The following is an 18,863-nucleotide window of genomic DNA, read 5'->3' on the forward strand; positions in this document are numbered from 1 at the left end:
AAAAGCATTCATCTTCGAGAAATTGTACGCGCTAAAAACATAAACTTACGAATAAAAGTATAGCACAGGCAAGGGTCGACGCAACCCTTGCGCGCGTGATGAAACTCCACTTAAAAAACGCGCTCTGTTAAAAGGTATGCGAGATCAATCAGCGTGCTCGCCTCCAAGTCAAGGTTTGGTTCCTGAATCGCATTGACCGCTCGCTGTGTGAGTTCCTTTACACGGTCTCGCGCACCAGCAAGGCCATAGCGCGCTGGGTATGTAGCCTTTTGCAGCGCGAGATCGGCACCAGTCTGTTTTCCTAGAAGCAAGACGTCCCCCGTGACATCCAAAATGTCATCCTGAATTTGAAACGCCAGCCCGATCGACTCCGCATAAATCGTAAGGGCGCATAACGTCTCCTGATTGACTTCGGCTGCGAGCGCGCCCATGCGCACAGACGCGCGCAAAAGGGCGCCTGTTTTTTTCGCGTGAATCTCCACAAGCTGTTCATCCGTAATACGCTTTCCCTCTGCCAAGAGGTCAAGCATTTGGCCCGCCACCATACCGCGCGCCCCGCTCGCCTGGGAAAGCTCACGTACGAGAAACAAACGCGTCTGCGCGTCAACCTCGGTGAGCAAGATGGTTTCAAATGCGAGCGTAAGTAGCGCGTCCCCCGCAAGAATGGCGGTCGCCTCATCAAATTGTTTATGGTTTGTCAGTTTACCGCGACGATAGTCATCATTATCCATTGCCGGCAAATCATCGTGTATGAGTGAATAGGTGTGGATCATCTCAACTGCGCAGGCAGTTGGCAGTACACGATCGATAGGCAGCCCGCACGCGCGCGCCGTCATGAGAAGCAGTGTGGGTCGGAGTCGTTTTCCGCCGCCAAGCAAACTATACGTCATGGCATCAAGCAAACGCGCGGCGCTCAAACTCCGCTCAGGGAGAAACGAGAGAAGCGATTTCTCAATGACATCACGCATCTGGCTCCATTGCTGCTCCACCGTCTGAATCAACCCTTGATCTCCTCCACCAAAAACGCAGTGCGTAAAAGTTCCCCTTTTGAAGATGTGACCTGCTCAACGCGCTGTTCTGCATTCTGCAGACGCGCTCGGCAAATTCCGACCAATTGCATTCCCTCCTGATAGGTTGAAAGAGCCGCATCCAGTGACAATTCGCCACTCTCAAGCATTCTCACAACCTCTTCAAGTCGCGCCAGCGCCGACTCAAAGGGCACCTGTTGTTCATCAAGAGACGAAGATGTCGCTTGATCAGCGTCGTTCTCCTGTTGCTTCATCGTCAAAAACCCCCCATACCTGGCAGTCCAGCGTGCCATCCATCATACGCAGTGTCACAGCATCCCCTGGTTGCACTTGCGCGATGGACGTAATCACCTGTTCATCCTTTTTTCTACTCTGAACAACCGCGTACCCGCGATCGAGTACCGCCAACGGATTGAGCAATTCGAGATACGCATTTGCCCGCGTGATCCTTTGGTGCGCAGCCTCAAGAAACCTTTGCAGCGCTCGCTCATGGCGCTCTGTCAAGTGGTCAAGCGTTCGTCTCATTTGTGCGACGCGGTCAAACGGGGCACTTTTCGAAAGGCGAAGCTCCAGACCATCCAAGCGGCGGACAGCTCCCGAAATTCGACCTTTCACACCGCCGTCGAGTTGTCGCTCCAGATGATCAACACGCTGATGAAACCCGTCAAACGCGCGCAGCGGTTCTGCGAGGACTTGGCGTGAAGCCACCCGCTCAAATCGGGCGTACGCCTGTTTGATATGCAGGGTCACGGTAGATGTCATGCGCGTCTGCGCCTGTTCAAGGTGATGAAGTAGCGCACCGCCATCCGGCGTCGCGAGTTCCGCCGCGCCAGTCGGCGTAGGCGCGCGCCGGTCGGCGACAAAATCGGCAAGCGTCACATCAGTCTCGTGACCGACCGCAGAAATGACCGGGATGCGCGATGACGCGATAGCGCGCACAACCAATTCTGAACTAAACGCAAACAGTTCCTCAAAGGAACCGCCGCCTCGCCCTACGATCATCACATCCGCAAGGTTGTGATCGGATATGAGCCGAATACCCTCCGCGATCTGTACAGATGCCTCCGCGCCTTGAACCGCCACCGGCACGATCACGACTTCCGTGAGCGGAAAGCGTCTGCCAAGCGTTGTCAGCATATCGCGAACCGCCGCACCAGTCGGCGACGTGACGAGTGCGATGCGGGTAGGAAACGTCGGCAATGCGTGCTTGCGCGACGCTTCGAACAGACCTTCTGCCTGCAATTTTTCTTTTAACTGCTCATACGCGATATAAAGTGCGCCAACGCCGTCTGGCACAATTTCATCCGCATACATTTGATATTCGCCTGAACGTTCAAACACGTCGATAGAGCCCTTCACGACCACACTCATGCCATCGCGCAATTCGACGCGCAAGGCGCGCGTACGACTGACAAACATGACCACTTTAACGCGCGATAGTGCATCTTTTAATGTAAAATAGAGATGCCCACTCTGCGGCTTACTAAAATTCGAAATCTCACCGCGCACAGATACGTTTTGCAAATCAGGCGTGCGCGTGAGGACGGTCTTCACGGTTTGCGTCAATTCAAAAACACTGAGGACACGTTCCATGGAAAAAAACCCCTTACCCCTGCTGTTGCATCTGTGCCGCGCGCACCGTGTTTGACAACAGCATCGCGATGGTCATTGGACCCACGCCTTTTGGAACGGGCGTGATTTTTGAAGCGACAGATTCAACCGATGAAAAATCGACATCTCCACAAATTTTACCATCGACGCGATTGATACCTACATCGATGACGACAGCGCCTTTTTTTACATCATCGGCTGTTACAAACCGCGGGATTCCAACCGCCGCGACGAGCAGATCCGCCTGTCTCGTCCAATCGCGCATGTTTTTTGTTCGAGAGTGACAAATGGTCACGGTGGCGTTTGCCTGTAAAAGAAGATTGGCCATCGGTTTACCTACGATGTTTGAGCGCCCGATGACTACCGCATGCATTCCTGCAAGATCAATCTGCTCATAGCGTAGAAGCTCCATAACGCCAAGCGGTGTACAAGGCACCATGCGGTTCGTTCCAATCGAAAGTGCGCCAACATTCCGCTCATGAAAACCGTCCACATCTTTTTCAAACGCGACGCGCGCTACTACGCGTTGTTCGTTCATGTGCGCCGGGAGCGGCAATTGCACCAGAATGCCGTGTACGAGCGGATCTTGATTCAACCGATCAAGCGTGTCAAGAATGACTTGCTCCTCTGTTTCCGCCGGAAAACGCATGATGTCAGACGCGATGCCAACACTCTGTGCGGCCTTCTCTTTCCCGCGGACATAGCTCGCGGATGCGGGATGATCCCCGATCAGTAGAACAACGAGGTGCGGCGTGACTCCCTCTTTTTTTAAGGCATGTACCTTTTGCGCTGTCTCTTGACGGCTGATATCCGCCCAGTGAGCACCATCAATGATCGTTCCGATTCAAATCCCCTCCATACGGCTCAGGGGCGATCACAACTGCGATCGCCCCATCACTCAACCTTTGCGACTGCTGCTGTGCCCCGGATGCAGCTTTGAAGCTGGGTCAAGATAGATTTTTGCGTGATTGACAGCCGTTGGCGCTTCGCCAAATCCTGTCGCTATCAACTTGATCTTACCTGGATACGTCACGATATCCCCCGCTGCAAAAACGCCAGGAATGTTTGTCCCCATTCGAGTGTCCACAACGATCGCATTATCCTCAATCGTAAGGCCCCAATTGAGAATCGGGCCAAGCGATGCGGAGAAGCCCAAACTGCTCACAATCGCGTCAGCTTCAACCCGAATCGTTTCCTTGCTGCGATTCTCGACGAGCGTCACGTGCGACAGCCAATTCTCACCCTCAAGCGCTTGAACTTCATAGAACGTTTTTACGTCGACGCCCGAAGCGTGAAGCGTCTTTACATTTTCTTCGTGCGCCCTAAACTGATCGCGGCGATGCACAAGAATAACCTGCTTTGCTACATGCTCGAGCATCAATGCGAAATCAACCGCGCTATCTCCGCCACCGACGACCACGACGCGCTTACCTGTAAACTTTTTCATGTCATCAACATAATAATAAATACCTTTGCCTTCAAACGCTTTGGCATTAGAAACCGGAAGCGGCTTCGGGGTGAATGCGCCAATCCCACCTGTAATGATCACTGTTTTTGAATAGTGAACACCGCGATCCGTGGTTAACTCAAACACTTGGTCGTCACGTTTGACAAGTCCGGTCACTTTCTCACTCAAACAAAGGGTCGGGTGGTACTGTTTCGTTTGTTCAACAAGTTGATCAACCAAATCCATTGCCTTGACTTTGGGAAATCCGGCCACATCGTAAATGTACTTTTCCGGGTACAATTCTGAGAGTTGCCCTCCGAGTTGCGGGAGGCTATCGATAATCTTTGTACTCGCATCGCGAATGCCTGCGTAAAACGCAGTAAAAAGTCCAGTTGGGCCGCCGCCAATCACTGTGATATCATAGACTTTCGTATCAGTGCGATCCTTAACTTCCATCGGTGTTGACATCTTCCGTCCCCTCCAGATCACGTAAAAATACGATCATGCACGCGAGTAGTATACTACAGGATTCTACTGTGACGATATCTCGCGTCTTTGAACAAAAATCGCGAGTGTCACGCAGGTGTCACAAAGGATTCTGCCACGCCGCGAGTAACGCCACCCCGTACGCATTGTCAGAAGCATAGAATGGATCGCACAGTTGAAGGTCAATCGCGCCGTGTCCGCTGTTCTGAACAAAAAACCGTTTTTGCAAGCGGTTTTTGATGCGTTGATTTGAAGCGACCCCACCCACGAGCAAGACGCGGCGTGTTCCTGTTTTTTCAACGGCGAAACGAATCATCTTTTCAAAGGTATTGGCAATCACGCGGAAAACAGATGCCGCAAGTTGTGCATCCGTTACGTTAGCGTTGCGCGCACGCTCAAGCGCCGCGAGTGGACCTGAAAAGCTTGGAGAACCTTGCTTTACCACACTCGGCAATTCGAGCAGTGGAAGATCGTCCGGGTGCGCCTGCGCCAATACCTCAAGCTTTGCGCCCGCCGGAAATGGCAATCCGAGACTGACACCTATGCGATCAACAAATTGCCCGACATGCAGATCAAGGCTAGAACCGAGTGTTTCGACACAAAAATCGCTTCCGTCAAACGAGACGTGAAGCAAATCGGTCGTACCACCCGATGCGTGGATCGCGAGAAAGGGCTGAACCCCCCCATCACGCATCCACCCCACCGTCTTTACGCCGGCTGCCAAATGACCGGATTGATGGGATGTTTTTAAGCATTCCACGCCAGCCCCTAGCGCCAGCGCCTCCGCCCCCAAACGTCCCGCGAGAAACACAGGCATATAAGAACCCGCGATTCTGCGCGGCGCGTCGCTACACGCGATGCCTGCGATCCATTTCCCCTCTAGGTGTTCCGAACAAGCTAAAAAAAAGGACGGCAGTCTCTGAACATGCTGAAACAGCGCCTCAGACTGGCGAAGACCGCGCGCGCCGTTTGGCACATCAAGGAGAAGGCGTTTCTCAAAAACGATGTCCCCGCTTGCCGATACAGCACAAAAAGAGGTCGTGTAATTGCTAGTGTCAAGACCGATAAAAATCGCGGCGTCCCTCATGGTGTTTGACCGTTTACCTGAGTCTCGCCGTGAAGATCTGACAGATCGCGCAGCACTCCTGCGAGTACGCCGTTGACAAAGCGCGCAGAACGCTCCGTGCCGTAGGTCTTAGACAATTCAACAGCCTCGTTCATCGCGACAGCAGGTGGGATATCTTGTCCATAGAGCAATTCAAACGCACCGATGCGAAGAATGTTGCGATCAACGCCGGGCATCCGATCCACGTCCCAATCCTGACTATAGCGATCGAGAATTTTATCAATCATTTCTTGATGATCTGTAATGCCGTTCATCAACTGCGCCAGATACGTTTCATCGTAATCAATGCTCTCAATCATTGCGCGTGTCATTGCGACAGCTTGCTCCCACTCGACACGGTTCAAATCTAAATGATAGAGCGCTTGCAACGCCAATTCCCTCGAGCCGTGACGACTCATCTTCCTACCTCCACTTCACCTGCAAAACCACAGCAAATTATTCATACGGATCAGATTGAAGCAATCGCTTCACCCATTCTTCCCATTCGTGCGGCCGATCAAAGATGCGTCCAACAGCAAATCCTATGACCATCAGCGCAGCCAATAAAAGGGTTGAAAAAAAACCGAAGAATTCAATAAAAACCCACACCAAAACGCCAAGCGCCATACCCTTGTAGCGACCGGGCAGAACGCGCAGCCGTTTGATCCGTTCCCACAAACGCTCCACGGCATTGCACCTCCATTTTAAGCCTTAGTGGGCTCTGGAGAGAGTTCTGACACTTGTACGTGAACGGCGTAGACCGAAAGCGAAGTCGCATTCTTAACCGCATCCATCACGCGCGCCTGAATCGTTTCCGACATATCTGTGAGATTGACACCCGCCGTTGCTCGAATACGCATCGAGATGACGAGTCCGCCTTCCGTGTCGGAGATCGTCGTCTTCAATCGATCAACCCCGGAGATTTGCCGCGCGGTGCGGCTTGCCACATCACGCACCGCGGCAAAGCCAATGCGCACTTCACCCGTCGGTGTCGCCTTGACAAAACTGTGAACCTTCGTCGAACGCGCCGGTGCAAAAAAGAGCAAAATCGTCATAATAAGCAAGACACCAAGCACAATCCACATGGGTCCCACCGCGACGAGCATATCGTGCGTTAAGCCAACTACCAAGGGGACCTTTACCAGTTCAAGCACATACCAGGCTAGGATCAGCAAAATGCATATGCCGTAGAGTCTCGTATACCACGCACCCAAATCTGCATCCCTCTTCTCGCGTTCACGTCTCATTTCGTATGAATGAGTTTTTTAAGCGCATTCCCCCACCGCGCTAGACGCGAACCTTCTCTTCATCTGTTCGTTCCTCGACACGAAAAGAAATGCCGAGTACACTCACATTGACCCCCAATACCTCAAGCCCTGTCATTGATTCGATCGCGCGCTTTACACCTTCTTGAATCTCACGGGCGACATCCGGGATGCGATATCCATACTCCGCAATGATCGCAAGGTCAATCGTGCACTGTTGTTCGTCAGGAGTGACGTCAACTCGCACACCTTTGCTGAGATTTTTGCGTCCGAGACGCTCTGCGATACCACCGACAATGCCGCCGCTCATGTCGGATACGCCGCGCACTTCTGTCGCCGCGAGTCCCGCAATGACGGCGATCACCTCATTCGCGATCTGCGTCGTCCCCGTTCCTTGCAACCCTGTATCTTCCGCATGCACAATACCCGATTCAATCGCCATTTTTGTATCCCCTCCGTCACACCGTGTGGTTTTCCAAAAAGCGCGTGTTGACATCTCCTGCAACAAATGCGGGATGTTCGAGTAGACGCAGATGAAAGCCAATCGTCGTGCGCACGCCTTCAATTTGAAACTCTTGCAAAGCGCGTTTCATTCGATCGAGCGCCTCCTGTCTCGTTGGAGCCCATACGATCAGCTTTGCAATCATCGAGTCGTAAAATGGCGTCACGGTATACCCGGTATACGCCGCACTATCCACCCGAACACCAAAGCCGCCTGGAGGAACATAGCCTATAATTTTCCCCGGAGAAGGCATGAAATTTTTATCAGGGTCTTCTGCGTTTATGCGACATTCCACCGCGTGCCCGCGCTGTACTACATCTTCTTGACGATAGCGCAGTGGGTGGCCATAGGCAATTCGAATCTGTTCCTGAACGAGATCGATGCCTGTCACCCACTCTGTCACAGGGTGTTCAACCTGTATCCGCGTGTTCATTTCCATAAAATAAAACGATCCGTCTTCATCAAGCAAAAACTCGATCGTTCCTGCACCTTCATACTGTACCGCCTTTGCGGCAGCGACCGCCGCCGCCCCCATTCGCTCGCGAATCTCTTGCGTAAGCGCAGGGGAAGGTGACTCCTCCACCAATTTTTGCAGCCTGCGTTGAACAGAGCAGTCCCGTTCACCCAGGTGTATCGCGTGCCCGTGTTGATCGCCGAGCACCTGAATCTCTACGTGGCGCGGACGAACGAGGAACTTCTCGAGATAGACGCCAGCGTTTCCAAACGCCGATCCAGCCTCGGACTGGGCAAGCGACAAGGCAGAGCGCAACTCATCTCGCGAGTGTACCACGCGAATCCCTTTTCCGCCACCGCCTGCCGTCGCTTTGATGATCACCGGATACCCAATCTCATCGGCGACCGCCAAGGCATCTTCCACACTCTCGACGAGTCCTTCCGTTCCAGGAACGGTGGGCACGTTTGCGCGTTTCATCGTGGCTTTCGCAGTCGCTTTATCGCCCATCTGCTCAATGGCCTGTGGACTCGGTCCAATAAATTTAACCCCCACCGCGGCACACACTTCTGCAAAATCACTGTTCTCAGATAAAAATCCGTACCCGGGGTGAATCGCGTCCGCGCCGACGGACGTCGCAACGGCCATGATGTTCGCGATATTCAAGTAACTCTGTCGGCTCGAAGTTGGCCCTACACAATAGGCTTCATCCGCCATCGCCACATGCAACGCATCGCGATCCGCTTCTGAATAAATTGCAACAGTTGCAATGCCAAGTTCACGGCACGCGCGAAGAATGCGCACCGCGATCTCGCCGCGATTTGCGATCAACACTTTTTTAAACATGGGAACCTCCCGTTCAAAGATAAGAAGCTTCGCCAAGTCTACGCGAGTTTAACGCGAAAAAGCGGCTGGCCAAATTCGACAAGTTGTCCATTCTCGGCGAGTACTTCTACAATTTCACCGCGCACATCAGCCTCAATTTCATTCATCAACTTCATCGCTTCAACAATACACACCACCGACTTTTCCGTGACCTTGCTCCCCTGATCAACATAGGGAGCGGTACTTGGCGAAGACGAGCGGTAGAAGGTGCCAACCATCGGCGATTTGACCAAAACTGTCCCGATTTCCGGATCAACCGCCGCAGGCTCACGCTCTTTCGGCACTTCAAGCACAGGCTGTGGCGAAGCGGCTGGAAGCGAAACTTCTTGGATCGGCTGGGCAGCGTGCGTAACGTGAGACGTCGAAAGCACTACGGGTGCCGCCATGTCTGCCTTTTTGAGGATTAACTTCACTTCGCCTGCTTCAAGTTGCAATTCATGCAAGCTCGTCTCATCGAGCAGTCGAATCAATTCACGAATATCGCCGACCTTAATCAAACGGTTCACTCCAAATCGAATATGCACGAGATGTCGACCATCACCACCAAATCCTGGTGACTGGTCCAGTTGATTTCAGTATACCATATTTACGCATTTTCGGTGGCAAGAAAAGAGGACGCCCATGTGACGTCCTCTTCTCTGCGCACTTCTCACGCGTGCGCAGAAACGGTAATCAAGTTCGACTGAACACCGGTCGTTTGGGAAACGGTGTTGATGATCGACACCGCCTGCAGCGCGGTCAGTTTAGACGCCTGCACATAGACATGGATGCGGCCGTGCGGGTTATAGATCACAACGGAATCCGGATACCCGGCACCAACGAGTTGCTCATGTACCTTCCCTTCAGCCGCTTGCTGCGACTGAAGCGCGTTTAGTTCACTGTACGCCTGCGATACGACCGTGTTGCTGGCGCGCGGATCGCCAATGGTCGATTGCAGTGTCTGAATCAGTTTGGACTGTGAGTTCTCAAGGTTCATCTGCATCGAGACGAACCAGTCAGACGCGCTGTTCGACGAAACAGGAACCGTTTGCGATTTTACAGGTGTCGATGCCGCAGGCGACGTCGTCACTTTTGTTCCACTCGAACCTGCACTGACGGACGTTTGCGGCGTGCCACTGCTGCCGCCGTTTATCGAAACTGAATTTCCACCAGGCGTCGCAGGCGCCGTGCCAAGCGTATAATACCCGATGAGCATCAGTGAAAAAACCATCATTGCAGACAGCCATACCGTTTGACGTTTAACCAATGTAGATCTCTCCTTTAGTGTCATGGATTCGCGCCTAGCGGCGCGGCAATACGGTAATCTCGTAACTCGGAATGCCAAGCGCGTCCTGCACCGCATTCGTGATTTCTGCTTGCATTTGAATCGTATCTGCCGCTTTTGCGATCACAAACACACCTGAAATGTGCGGCATCTGTTCATCAATGATCACTGGCGTATTTCCGCCCGACGCGGTGGATGACATGACCAGTTGATTGGAATTTGTGATCGTGGTCGTCGAAGTCTGCGCGCCTGTTCCCTGCTGGGACGAGGTTTGCCGGCTTGTCGTGCTGTTCTGCCCATACTGCGCAATTGGCGTAGAGTCAACGGTCACCATCACAAGCGCGTTACTGATCCCTGAAATCTGGTCAATCATGTGTGTGAGCTTCCCGTTTAAATAATTCTCGTACGAAACGATCGACCGCATGCCCGCATTGCCACCAAATGAGGTTCCGCTTGTCGCCGTCGTTTGCCCCACTGTCACCGCAGACACAGGTGTTGCACCGTTTCCCGGCGAGCCCCCGCTGCCTGTACCACCCGACGCGCCGAACGCCAGAAGGAGGAGTCCGATGGCCAAAAGTGCAACAAGCCATTTGTTGGCGAGCACGCGTCGCACGAGATCCTGCACAACCTCACCCCCACCTATCGTTATCCCTGAATGACTTGAACCGCGCTCGGGTTCAACCCTAATTGTGTTGCGATCTGTTGCGTCACCATGGCAGCCGTCTGTTTAGGCGAGGAGGATGGCCCCAAAAGTACGCGCACGCCTGTGATTTGTGACGAATTGTCAACCTGATTGCCCGTCACCACGACGACGTCCTGTACATTCACAGAAAGACCAAGGGACAAGTCTTCTTTCAGCGTATGCGCGAGTTCGTTTGCGTAGGACGACGAAGTGGAATTTCCCATGGCCTGTGCGGTGAGTGTCGGACCAAACCACGTCGCGAGAAATTGGTTGTAGTTGCCGTGCGCGAGCATAAACGCGCGCAGTGGACTGAGAAGCATCAACGTGACGACGAGACCGAGCACCATTCTGGTAACGCGTTGCATCGCCCCGCTTGGGAGTACCCACTCAAGCACCGTGGCTAAAAGAATGGTCACAATCAGGTGCCTTATCCAATCAGATGCGGCAGGTAGCATGCGCCATCACCTCACAAACGCAGCGGTGTTCGTCGTCGAGATTGCGATGACAAGTGAGAAGAAAAACATCAGGCCAACGGCTGCCAACGCTGCGAATACGAGGGTCAAGCTTTTCCCCATTGTCGAGAGCAGCGAGATGATCGGCGTGTCGCCAAGCGGCTGCAAAAGGGCCGCAGACACGTTGTAAACGACCGATAACGCAAGAATCTTTAGGGCTGGAAACGCGCAAATGAGAAGCAGTACAACAGCACTTGCAATGCCCGTAGCATTCTTGACGAGGATGGACGCACCGGCAATCGATTCGCTCGCGTCAGAGAGCGCCTTCCCGACGATCGGGATCAGATTGCTCGCGACATACTTTGCGCCGCGCAGCGAAATGCCATCGGCGACGCCTGCCAGTTGTCCCTGTACAGCCATAATGCCAAGAAATGCGCTGAGCCCCACACCAAGGATGGTGAGTGCGGTCGTCCGCAAAAAGCCGGCGAGTTCGGACACCCTGTATTGCTTTGACAAGACACTGATGATCGAGAGCACCGTCGTGAACAAAATGAGCGGCATCACAAGGTGTTGAACGATGACACTCATCGTATTGACAATGAAGAGGATGAGCGGATGAAACGCGGCGGCCGATGTGAGTCCTCCCGATGCCACGATCAGCGAAAGGAGGACGGGGAGAGACCCGTACATCACTGATGTCATCGTTCCAATCGCCTGATTGGCGTCAGCGGTCGCGATGTGAAACGAAGAGAGCGCGATCACAAAGAGCACGAGATAAACTGCGTAAAATGCGATTTTGCTCACCGATTCATTCGCGAATGCAGACTGCATCGTCTCAAGGATCGTTGCGAGAACTGTCAATATGACGATCGAGCCGATCAGGCGTGCATCCGAGAATAGCGCGTTAAAAAAGTAACGAAAGAGCCCTTGAAGCTGGCTGATCACTGGAAAGGATGTCGATCCGGGTGAAAACGATGAGACCAACTGTCCCTGTGAAATGCCTGGAATATACCCGTTGTAATCGACGCCAAGCTTATTCCACGCGGACGTGAGCGCAGTGGTCTGCGTATTTGTCTCAAGCAGCTTCGCGTCAAGACTTGCAGATGGAATCGCCTGTGAGGATGAACTCACAAGCGCGGCGGGCGGCGGCGGACCGGAGACGCCATACGCCTGCCCTGCCGCGTGCGCTGGCAATGCGACAAGAAACCAGCCGAAAAAAATGACGGTCAACAAACTCCTGACAACCATACGCCGCAAGCGTTTGGCTCTCATCGCTTCACCTCCTTGCGTGGCGTATTGATTTCCATCTGACCATTACGGCAACAAATGGGTGACAGCGTCGATCACAGCGTTCACAATCGGAAGCGCCAGCAGGATGATCAACAGCTTTCCAACCAGTTCAACCTTTGACGCGATGCTGCCGACGCCCGCGTCACGTGCGATCTGCGCGCCAAACTCGACAACATAGGCGATGCCGATGATCTTTAAAACTGTCGAAAAAAATACGAGATTGACATTGGCGCTTGCGGCTAATTTCTCAAGCGGTGCAAGTACACCCGTCACCTGGTGAAGCGCCACAATGAAAAGCAAAACGGCGATCACAAGTGACAAGAGGAAGGCGACCTGCGGCGCGATTTCTCGCAACACCATGATGAGAAACGCACCCACTACGGCGAAGAGAACAATAGGTAAAATGGTCATCGCAACTTATTGGGTAAAAAACACAGCGCGAATTTGTGAGAACAGCGAGCTGATATGTGTAACGACGACGGCTGTCACAAGAAGGAGCGATGTGATGGTGACCATCGTCGCAATCTCATCACGCCCGGACTGTTTGAGGAGCGTTCCAAGAATCGCCGCTGCGATCCCGATGACCGCGATCTGAAACAGCAATTGTAGATCAAGACCCATGTGTGTGGTCCTCCTTATGTGCAAAACGCTCAGATCAGCAAGATGACCACGACGACGCCCGCCAAAATACCGAGTGTTCGATAGACGCGCGCAAACCGATCGCGCACCGCAAGTGCTTCCCGCTCACGCGCCTCAAGCATGGCGATCGAAGCCTGTAAAGATGCCACTTGGTCACTCGCACCAGTCGCGCCCAGTGACTGCGCGAGATCGAGGATCACCTGCGCATCTTCCATTTCCATAGAACACGCGTGGCGATGCTTGTGAACTGCGGCGACCAGACTATCGACAGCCGTGCTCCCTGGCTTTGTGAGCGTTTCGGCCGCATCCTGAAACAGTTGCCCGACAGGTGTGCCGCGCGCAGCCGTTGCCGCCCGTGTGAGTGCGTCGCGAAGTGGAGCGCGCCGAAACCCGATCTCTGTTTGGAGTACGCGCAAACTTGAGCAAAGCCTGCGCAGATTGGTAGGACGATCGCGGATGCGATTGGCGAGCGCCTGTCCGATCAGGGTTGTCGCAGCAAGTACTGCTGCGCTTCCCACCCACTGCTCGATGGAGATGCCCATCCTGTCACCTCGCGAAGGGTTTCATCATAGACGTTTTGTATCGCAAATTCGCTGCCCGATCTACCGATCAAGATGAATCGTTCCACGGCGCCAGACGCCCTCAGATCCGCGAGCAGATGGCGGATGCGCACGTCTGCTAGTGATCCTCCGTGAATCGAGCCGATAAACGACACGCCTGCGCGCGTTACGTCGGCAACCGCTCCCGCGTCACCCGCATCGCCAATCTCATCCGTGATGATCACATCAGGTGACATCGCGCGCAGCATCATCGACATGCCAGCGATCTTTGGAGCGGCGTCAAGCACATCTGTGGATATCCCCACATCAAACTGTGGTACGCCCTCGTGACACGCGGCGATTTCAGACCGTTCATCAACGATTGCCACGCGTAAGCGCGGTAGTCGGCGGTCAAACGAACCGCTGCCAATCGTTCTTGCCAAATCCCGCAAAAGCGTTGTCTTACCAGTGCGTGGAGGTCCCACAATCAGCGCTGAGCGAATTCCACTGCCTTGTGGTTTTACAAGAATAGGCGCGAGTCGGCGCGAAAAATTCAGCACAGCGCGCGCAAGGCGGATGTTGCACGATCCGATTTGTGTCATCGTTTCAATTTGCGCCTGTGCACTCTGAGAGACGTGTCCCGCGAGTCCTACGCGGTGCCCCCCCGGAAGGGTGATATACCCTCGTCGCAACTCCGCCTCAACGGCATAGAGTGAAGAACCTGTGATCGCCTGAACCACATGTGAAATCTGTGCGCGTGTCACCTTTTTGAGAAGCATTTGCTCGATGCCACTCACTTCAAGGGGGCGTTCCGCGCGCAGGCGAATCTCTTCCATTCCTTCACGAATCGCCGATGGAAGGCGCATAAGTTCGTCAGCAATGTCCTGCGGAAGCCACGGTAAGACGCTGCGCAGCGCGTGATCACGGCATTCTATCGATGGGTGAGGCAAGGTTTTTCCCCCCATCTCTCGAAGGTTAGTCCATGTATATGGGACAGGTTGAAGGTTTATACCAATCGAATCTTTCACTGCTAGACTCGCCAAGCGCTGGTCTTTTGCCTGAGACGCTTGTAGCGCACATGCATATCATGAGGGGAACGCGTGGTGTGAAGGAGAGTTATCAATGGGCTCTGGGGTGGCAACAATTACGAAATGGATTGTCGTATTTCTGGTTATTTTTCTACTCTGCATGATTCTCGTACTCAGTTTTTTTAAACCTGCGGCAAAATCACAAGGTGTGATCACGGCGTAAAAAAGGCGCCCCACAGGACGCCTTTTCACGTTTCAACCACACTAGACTGCACGCAATACGTTTACGCGCGAGAGATATACTGACCCGATCGCGTGTCGATCAAGAGACGATCCCCTTGATTGATAAAGAAAGGCACGTTAACCGTATATCCTGTTTCAAGTTTTGCCGGCTTGCTTCCACCTGTCGCCGTATCGCCGCGAATTCCCGGTTCAGTTTCGACGACTTCTAATTCTACCGTGTTTGGCAAATCGCATCCGATCGCTTGTCCATCGTATAGAACGACAACGCAAACCATGTTTTCTTTAAGGAAGTTAATCTCGTATTCAAGCATCTCCCGCGAAAGGTTCAACTGTTCAAACGTCTCATTATCCATGAACGTATAGTTGTCCCCATCAGAGTAGAGGTATTGCATCTGGCGATTCTCAATCCGCGCGCGCGCAACTTTTTCACCCGCGCGAAACGTGGTTTCTTTTACGCCGCCTGTGCGGATGTTTTTTAGTTTCGTGCGGACAAATGCCGCGCCTTTACCTGGCTTTACGTGCATAAATTCAATGACGCGCCAAATCTGGCCGTCGTATTCAATGGTTGTTCCGGTGCGAAAGTCATTGCTTGAAATCATCGCAAAACCCATTCCTTCCTGTATAAATCAAGTGGAGACACTTCACGTTCAAACGCCGAGACGAGTTGCCAGTGCGCGCAAAGCGAGTTCATAGCCGATCATTCCGAGTCCCGCGATTTGCCCCACGCAGACCGGTGCAATCAAGGACGTACTGCGAAACGCTTCACGCGCATGAATGTTTGACAGATGCACCTCAATCGTCGGTAGGTTGATCGCGGCGATTGCATCGCGAATCGCATAACTGGAGTGTGTATACGCGCCTGGATTGATGATCACGCCAGAGCATGTCAATCGCGCATTGTGGAGCGCGTCGATCAGTGCCCCTTCGCTGTTTGACTGGAAGGATGACACACGCACAGCGAGAGATTCTGCCAGCGCATACAACTTGACGTCAAGATCAGCGAGCGTTTCACGACCATAAACTTCAGGCTCTCGCATTCCGAGCAAATTCAGGTTAGGCCCGTGCAAGACAAGAATGTGTTGCATGCTAGACCTCCCCGTAAGTCTCGAATGATTGTATCACAGAACCGTCGGTTTCCGATACCGAAGCACAGGCGCACGCGCTGCCTGGGTCTCGTCCAATCGATTGATCACGGTTTGGTGCGGTGCGTTCTTTACAATTTCCGGTGTCTCTTCTGCCTCTTTTGCAATTTGCAGCATCACTTCAACGAATGCATCAAGCGTCTCTTTGCTTTCCGTTTCAGTCGGTTCGATCATCATCGCTTCCTCAACGTTAAGCGGAAAATAGATCGTCGGCGGATGGTATCCGAAATCGAGAATCCGTTTGGCGACATCAAGCGTTTTGACACCGTTTTTCTTTAAGGTGCGTCCGGAGAGCACAAATTCGTGTTTGCAGATGCGTTCAAACGCCACATCATACGCTTCGGAAAGTCGTTTCATCAGATAGTTCGCATTTAACACCGCATCTTCAGAAACGCGTTTGAGTCCAACGGGTCCCATCGTGAGAATGTACGCATAGGCGCGTACGAGAATGCCAAAATTTCCATAGAAGCCTTTGACCTTGCCAATTGACGCTTTGGCGTCAAACGAAAGATCGTAAAGGTTATCTTCACGAAGTACAATGCGCGGCACAGGAAGATAAGGAATCAAGTCGCGCTTGACACCGACAGGCCCCGCGCCTGGTCCACCGCCGCCGTGTGGCGTCGTAAACGTTTTGTGAAGATTGAGATGAACGACATCAAACCCCATATCGCCAGGTCTGGTCTGCCCGAGAATCGCATTCGCGTTCGCACCGTCGTAATAAAGCAGGCCACCTGCGCGATGAACGAGATCTGCGATCTCCACAATGTCTTCCTCAAATAATCCAAGCGTGCTCGGATTTGTCAACATCAGCGCCGCCGTATCGTTCCCAAGGGCATCGCGCAGCGCCTCGAGGTCGACGCCTCCGCGCTCATTGGACGGGATCGTAATGGTCGTAAATCCGGCCACTGCCGCGCTTGCCGGATTTGTCCCGTGCGCCGAATCGGGCACAATGACACGCGTGCGTTTTTCACCCCGCGCCTCGTGATACGCGCGGATCATCATGAGACCGGTCCACTCACCCGCCGCACCGGCTGCCGGTTGAAGGCTGACTGCGTCCATCCCTGTTATTTCAGAGAGGTGATTTTGAAGTCGGTAAAGAAGGGTAAGCGCCCCTTGCACCGTCTCTGTCGGTTGGAGCGGATGGATCTGCGAAAATCCTGTCAGTCGCGCCGCCAGTTCGTTTCGCTTCGGATTGTATTTCATCGTGCAGGACCCGAGCGGGTAGAATCCAGAGTCTACGCCGTGATTGCGTGTCGAGAGCCCTGTATAGTGTCGAACCAGATCAACCTCACTGATCTCAGGGAGTGCCGCCATTTCCTTTCGTTGGTAGCCGTCCGGAACCACGGTAGACAATTCAACATCTGGCACATCAAGCACGGGTAGGCTGTACGCTTTGCGGCCTGGTTTGCTTCGCTCAAAAATAAGCGGAAAGTTTTCTGCCTGTCGACTCACAACAATCCCTCCAATCGGTTCGCCACTTCGTCAATCGCGCTTTTGGCGTGAACTTCTGTCACAGCCAGAAGTACTGCATTTTCATAGCGCGACCCTAAACTGCGAAGAGGAACGCCGAAAAAGATGTTGTCTTTTTTGAGCGTGTCGAGTATTTGCTCTGAGCGAGGTCCAAGATCAAGCACAAATTCGTGGAAAAAAGCTGCCTGATGAACCGCTTTCGCACCAGCTTTTATAAAGCAGTCTCGCGCATAGTGTGCCTTCGCCAGACACTGCTTCGCGACATCATACAGTCCATCTGGTCCCATATAGCTTAAATACACCGATGCGGCCAATGCATTGAGCGCTTGATTGGAGCAGATGTTTGAGGAGGCCTTCTCGCGCCGGATATGCTGTTCGCGCGCCTGAAGTGTGAGTACAAAGCCGCGCCGGCCTTCACGATCGACCGTCTGTCCGGCAATTCTCCCCGGCAGTTTGCGCAAGAGTGCTTCTTTGACGGTGATGATGCCGAGATAGGGACCGCCAAAAGACAGCGAATTCCCGAGTGGCTGCCCTTCTGCAACGACAATATCCGCGCCAAGCGCCCCAGGTGACTCCAGAAGTCCAAGCGCGATTGGGTTTGTCGATACGATCACGAGCACCTTTTTTTCGTGAGCCAATTCACAAACAGCGCGCACGTCTTCGATCGTGCCAAAAAAGTTAGGATATTGAAGGACGACCGCCGCGACATCGTCTTGCAGTTTTGCCACAAGCTCAGTGTGATCTGTAACGCCATCAATCTCTGCGATGGTATCCGTTTCCACATGCTGCCCGCGCGCATACGTATCAAGCACTGCGCGATAATCCGGGTTGACCGTAGCACTCACGAGTACGCGATTGCGTCTTGTGTGTGAGCAAGCCATCATCGCCGCTTCGCCGATCGCAGTCGCACCGTCATAGAGTGAGGCGTTTGACACGTCAAGACCGGTCAATTCTGCCATAAGCGTCTGATATTCAAAGATGGCCTGTAGAATTCCCTGACTGATTTCCGGTTGATAGGGCGTATAGGCTGTATAAAATTCTGAGCGGCTGATCATTGCATCGACGACGCTTGGAATCACATGCTGGTAAGCGCCTGCACCGAGAAACGATATTGCATCCTCCAGTGAAACATTTTGGCGGGCAAGCCGTTTGAGTTCGTTCATCATTTCATACTCGCTCATGGCGTCTGGAAGATTGAGTAACCCCTTAAAGCGAACCGCATCTGGAATATCTGAAAAGAGCGCGTCAAGCGAATCGACGCCGATCGTCGCTAGCATCTCGCGGCGATCCTGTTCCGTGTTTGGAATATAGCTAAATGATTGCATATCCATCTC

The 18,863-nt window shown here is 53.2% G+C and carries 25 protein-coding genes; 1 reads left to right on the top strand and 24 read right to left on the bottom strand.

Features of this window, described 5'->3' with window-relative positions; genetic code table 11:
* Positions 1 to 110: 110 nt before the first annotated feature.
* The 20 genes from AYW79_RS06035 to AYW79_RS06130 all read right to left on the bottom strand — a co-directional run bounded on the left by AYW79_RS06035 (position 111) and on the right by AYW79_RS06130 (position 14,596).
* Positions 111 to 1,001 (bottom strand): polyprenyl synthetase family protein, encoded by an 891-nt coding sequence (locus AYW79_RS06035; protein ID WP_156481812.1) that lies wholly within the window; start codon positions 999 to 1,001, stop codon positions 111 to 113.
* Positions 998 to 1,282 (bottom strand): exodeoxyribonuclease VII small subunit, encoded by a 285-nt coding sequence (gene xseB, locus AYW79_RS06040; protein WP_067563175.1) that lies wholly within the window; start codon positions 1,280 to 1,282, stop codon positions 998 to 1,000. The genes AYW79_RS06035 and xseB overlap by 4 nt, the downstream gene beginning before the upstream one ends.
* A complete protein-coding gene (gene xseA / locus AYW79_RS06045) occupies positions 1,257 to 2,621 on the bottom strand; it encodes an exodeoxyribonuclease VII large subunit (protein ID WP_067563178.1) in 1,365 nt (454 codons plus the stop codon). The genes xseB and xseA overlap by 26 nt, the downstream gene beginning before the upstream one ends.
* 13 nt (positions 2,622 to 2,634) lie before the next feature.
* Positions 2,635 to 3,483 (bottom strand): bifunctional 5,10-methylenetetrahydrofolate dehydrogenase/5,10-methenyltetrahydrofolate cyclohydrolase, encoded by an 849-nt coding sequence (locus AYW79_RS06050; RefSeq protein ID WP_067563180.1) that lies wholly within the window; start codon positions 3,481 to 3,483, stop codon positions 2,635 to 2,637.
* A 54-nt stretch (positions 3,484 to 3,537) separates the two neighbouring features.
* On the bottom strand, positions 3,538 to 4,554 hold the full coding sequence (locus AYW79_RS06055) for an NAD(P)/FAD-dependent oxidoreductase (protein ID WP_143216156.1): 1,017 nt from the start codon (positions 4,552 to 4,554) through the stop codon (positions 3,538 to 3,540).
* Between the two features lie 118 nt (positions 4,555 to 4,672).
* Entirely contained in the window at positions 4,673 to 5,659 is a 987-nt protein-coding gene (locus AYW79_RS06060) for a tRNA (adenosine(37)-N6)-threonylcarbamoyltransferase complex transferase subunit TsaD (RefSeq protein WP_067563183.1), read from the bottom strand.
* Positions 5,656 to 6,096 (bottom strand): transcription antitermination factor NusB, encoded by a 441-nt coding sequence (gene nusB, locus AYW79_RS06065; RefSeq protein WP_067563186.1) that lies wholly within the window; start codon positions 6,094 to 6,096, stop codon positions 5,656 to 5,658. The genes AYW79_RS06060 and nusB overlap by 4 nt, the downstream gene beginning before the upstream one ends.
* A gap of 37 nt (positions 6,097 to 6,133) precedes the next feature.
* Positions 6,134 to 6,364 carry a DUF2273 domain-containing protein gene (locus AYW79_RS06070; RefSeq protein ID WP_067563189.1) on the bottom strand — a complete coding sequence of 77 codons (231 nt, stop codon included), beginning with the start codon at positions 6,362 to 6,364 and terminating at the stop codon, positions 6,134 to 6,136.
* A gap of 17 nt (positions 6,365 to 6,381) precedes the next feature.
* A complete protein-coding gene (locus AYW79_RS06075) occupies positions 6,382 to 6,891 on the bottom strand; it encodes an Asp23/Gls24 family envelope stress response protein (protein WP_067563192.1) in 510 nt (169 codons plus the stop codon).
* Between the two features lie 73 nt (positions 6,892 to 6,964).
* Positions 6,965 to 7,384: an Asp23/Gls24 family envelope stress response protein gene (locus tag AYW79_RS06080; protein WP_067563195.1), complete on the bottom strand. Its 420-nt coding sequence runs from the start codon at positions 7,382 to 7,384 to the stop codon at positions 6,965 to 6,967.
* A 16-nt stretch (positions 7,385 to 7,400) separates the two neighbouring features.
* The gene (accC, locus tag AYW79_RS06085; protein ID WP_067563199.1) at positions 7,401 to 8,741 is read right to left on the bottom strand and encodes an acetyl-CoA carboxylase biotin carboxylase subunit; all 1,341 of its coding nucleotides are present in this window, start codon (positions 8,739 to 8,741) and stop codon (positions 7,401 to 7,403) included.
* Between the two features lie 38 nt (positions 8,742 to 8,779).
* Positions 8,780 to 9,277, bottom strand: a complete 498-nt coding sequence (accB, locus tag AYW79_RS06090) for an acetyl-CoA carboxylase biotin carboxyl carrier protein (RefSeq protein ID WP_067563202.1) — start codon at positions 9,275 to 9,277, stop codon at positions 8,780 to 8,782.
* Between the two features lie 152 nt (positions 9,278 to 9,429).
* Positions 9,430 to 10,026: a SpoIIIAH-like family protein gene (locus tag AYW79_RS06095; RefSeq protein WP_067563205.1), complete on the bottom strand. Its 597-nt coding sequence runs from the start codon at positions 10,024 to 10,026 to the stop codon at positions 9,430 to 9,432.
* A 34-nt stretch (positions 10,027 to 10,060) separates the two neighbouring features.
* Positions 10,061 to 10,669 carry a hypothetical protein gene (locus AYW79_RS06100; protein WP_067563208.1) on the bottom strand — a complete coding sequence of 203 codons (609 nt, stop codon included), beginning with the start codon at positions 10,667 to 10,669 and terminating at the stop codon, positions 10,061 to 10,063.
* A gap of 20 nt (positions 10,670 to 10,689) precedes the next feature.
* Positions 10,690 to 11,181, bottom strand: coding sequence for a stage III sporulation protein AF (locus AYW79_RS06105; protein WP_067563212.1), 492 nt, complete (start codon positions 11,179 to 11,181; stop codon positions 10,690 to 10,692).
* A 6-nt stretch (positions 11,182 to 11,187) separates the two neighbouring features.
* On the bottom strand, positions 11,188 to 12,450 hold the full coding sequence (gene spoIIIAE / locus AYW79_RS06110; protein WP_067952918.1) for a stage III sporulation protein AE: 1,263 nt from the start codon (positions 12,448 to 12,450) through the stop codon (positions 11,188 to 11,190).
* A gap of 42 nt (positions 12,451 to 12,492) precedes the next feature.
* Positions 12,493 to 12,879, bottom strand: a complete 387-nt coding sequence (gene spoIIIAD, locus AYW79_RS06115; RefSeq protein WP_067563216.1) for a stage III sporulation protein AD — start codon at positions 12,877 to 12,879, stop codon at positions 12,493 to 12,495.
* A 6-nt stretch (positions 12,880 to 12,885) separates the two neighbouring features.
* Positions 12,886 to 13,089, bottom strand: coding sequence for a stage III sporulation protein AC (gene spoIIIAC / locus AYW79_RS06120; protein ID WP_067563219.1), 204 nt, complete (start codon positions 13,087 to 13,089; stop codon positions 12,886 to 12,888).
* Between the two features lie 29 nt (positions 13,090 to 13,118).
* Positions 13,119 to 13,649 carry a stage III sporulation protein AB gene (locus tag AYW79_RS06125; RefSeq protein ID WP_067563222.1) on the bottom strand — a complete coding sequence of 177 codons (531 nt, stop codon included), beginning with the start codon at positions 13,647 to 13,649 and terminating at the stop codon, positions 13,119 to 13,121.
* A complete protein-coding gene (locus AYW79_RS06130; protein WP_067563225.1) occupies positions 13,589 to 14,596 on the bottom strand; it encodes an AAA family ATPase in 1,008 nt (335 codons plus the stop codon). Before AYW79_RS06130 ends, AYW79_RS06125 begins: the two co-directional genes overlap by 61 nt.
* A 172-nt stretch (positions 14,597 to 14,768) precedes the next feature.
* Here AYW79_RS06130 and AYW79_RS16255 point away from each other — a divergent pair, with 172 nt between their 5' ends.
* Positions 14,769 to 14,897: a hypothetical protein gene (locus AYW79_RS16255; RefSeq protein ID WP_269449049.1), complete on the top strand. Its 129-nt coding sequence runs from the start codon at positions 14,769 to 14,771 to the stop codon at positions 14,895 to 14,897.
* Positions 14,898 to 14,958: 61 nt separating this feature from the next.
* On the opposite strand, the gene efp is transcribed toward AYW79_RS16255, so the two are convergent.
* The 4 genes from efp to gcvPA are packed head-to-tail and all read right to left on the bottom strand — an operon-like array spanning position 14,959 to position 18,854.
* Entirely contained in the window at positions 14,959 to 15,516 is a 558-nt protein-coding gene (efp, locus tag AYW79_RS06135) for an elongation factor P (protein WP_067563228.1), read from the bottom strand.
* A gap of 48 nt (positions 15,517 to 15,564) precedes the next feature.
* Positions 15,565 to 16,002, bottom strand: a complete 438-nt coding sequence (aroQ, locus tag AYW79_RS06140) for a type II 3-dehydroquinate dehydratase (protein ID WP_067563231.1) — start codon at positions 16,000 to 16,002, stop codon at positions 15,565 to 15,567.
* 33 nt (positions 16,003 to 16,035) lie between these two features.
* Positions 16,036 to 17,511 (bottom strand): aminomethyl-transferring glycine dehydrogenase subunit GcvPB, encoded by a 1,476-nt coding sequence (gene gcvPB, locus AYW79_RS06145; RefSeq protein ID WP_067563235.1) that lies wholly within the window; start codon positions 17,509 to 17,511, stop codon positions 16,036 to 16,038.
* Positions 17,508 to 18,854: an aminomethyl-transferring glycine dehydrogenase subunit GcvPA gene (gcvPA, locus tag AYW79_RS06150; protein ID WP_067563237.1), complete on the bottom strand. Its 1,347-nt coding sequence runs from the start codon at positions 18,852 to 18,854 to the stop codon at positions 17,508 to 17,510. Before gcvPA ends, gcvPB begins: the two co-directional genes overlap by 4 nt.
* Positions 18,855 to 18,863: the final 9 nt, after the last annotated feature.

Origin of the sequence: Ferroacidibacillus organovorans (genome assembly GCF_001642725.1) — a bacterium.
Taxonomy (GTDB): Bacteria; Bacillota; Bacilli; order Alicyclobacillales; family SLC66; genus Ferroacidibacillus; species Ferroacidibacillus organovorans.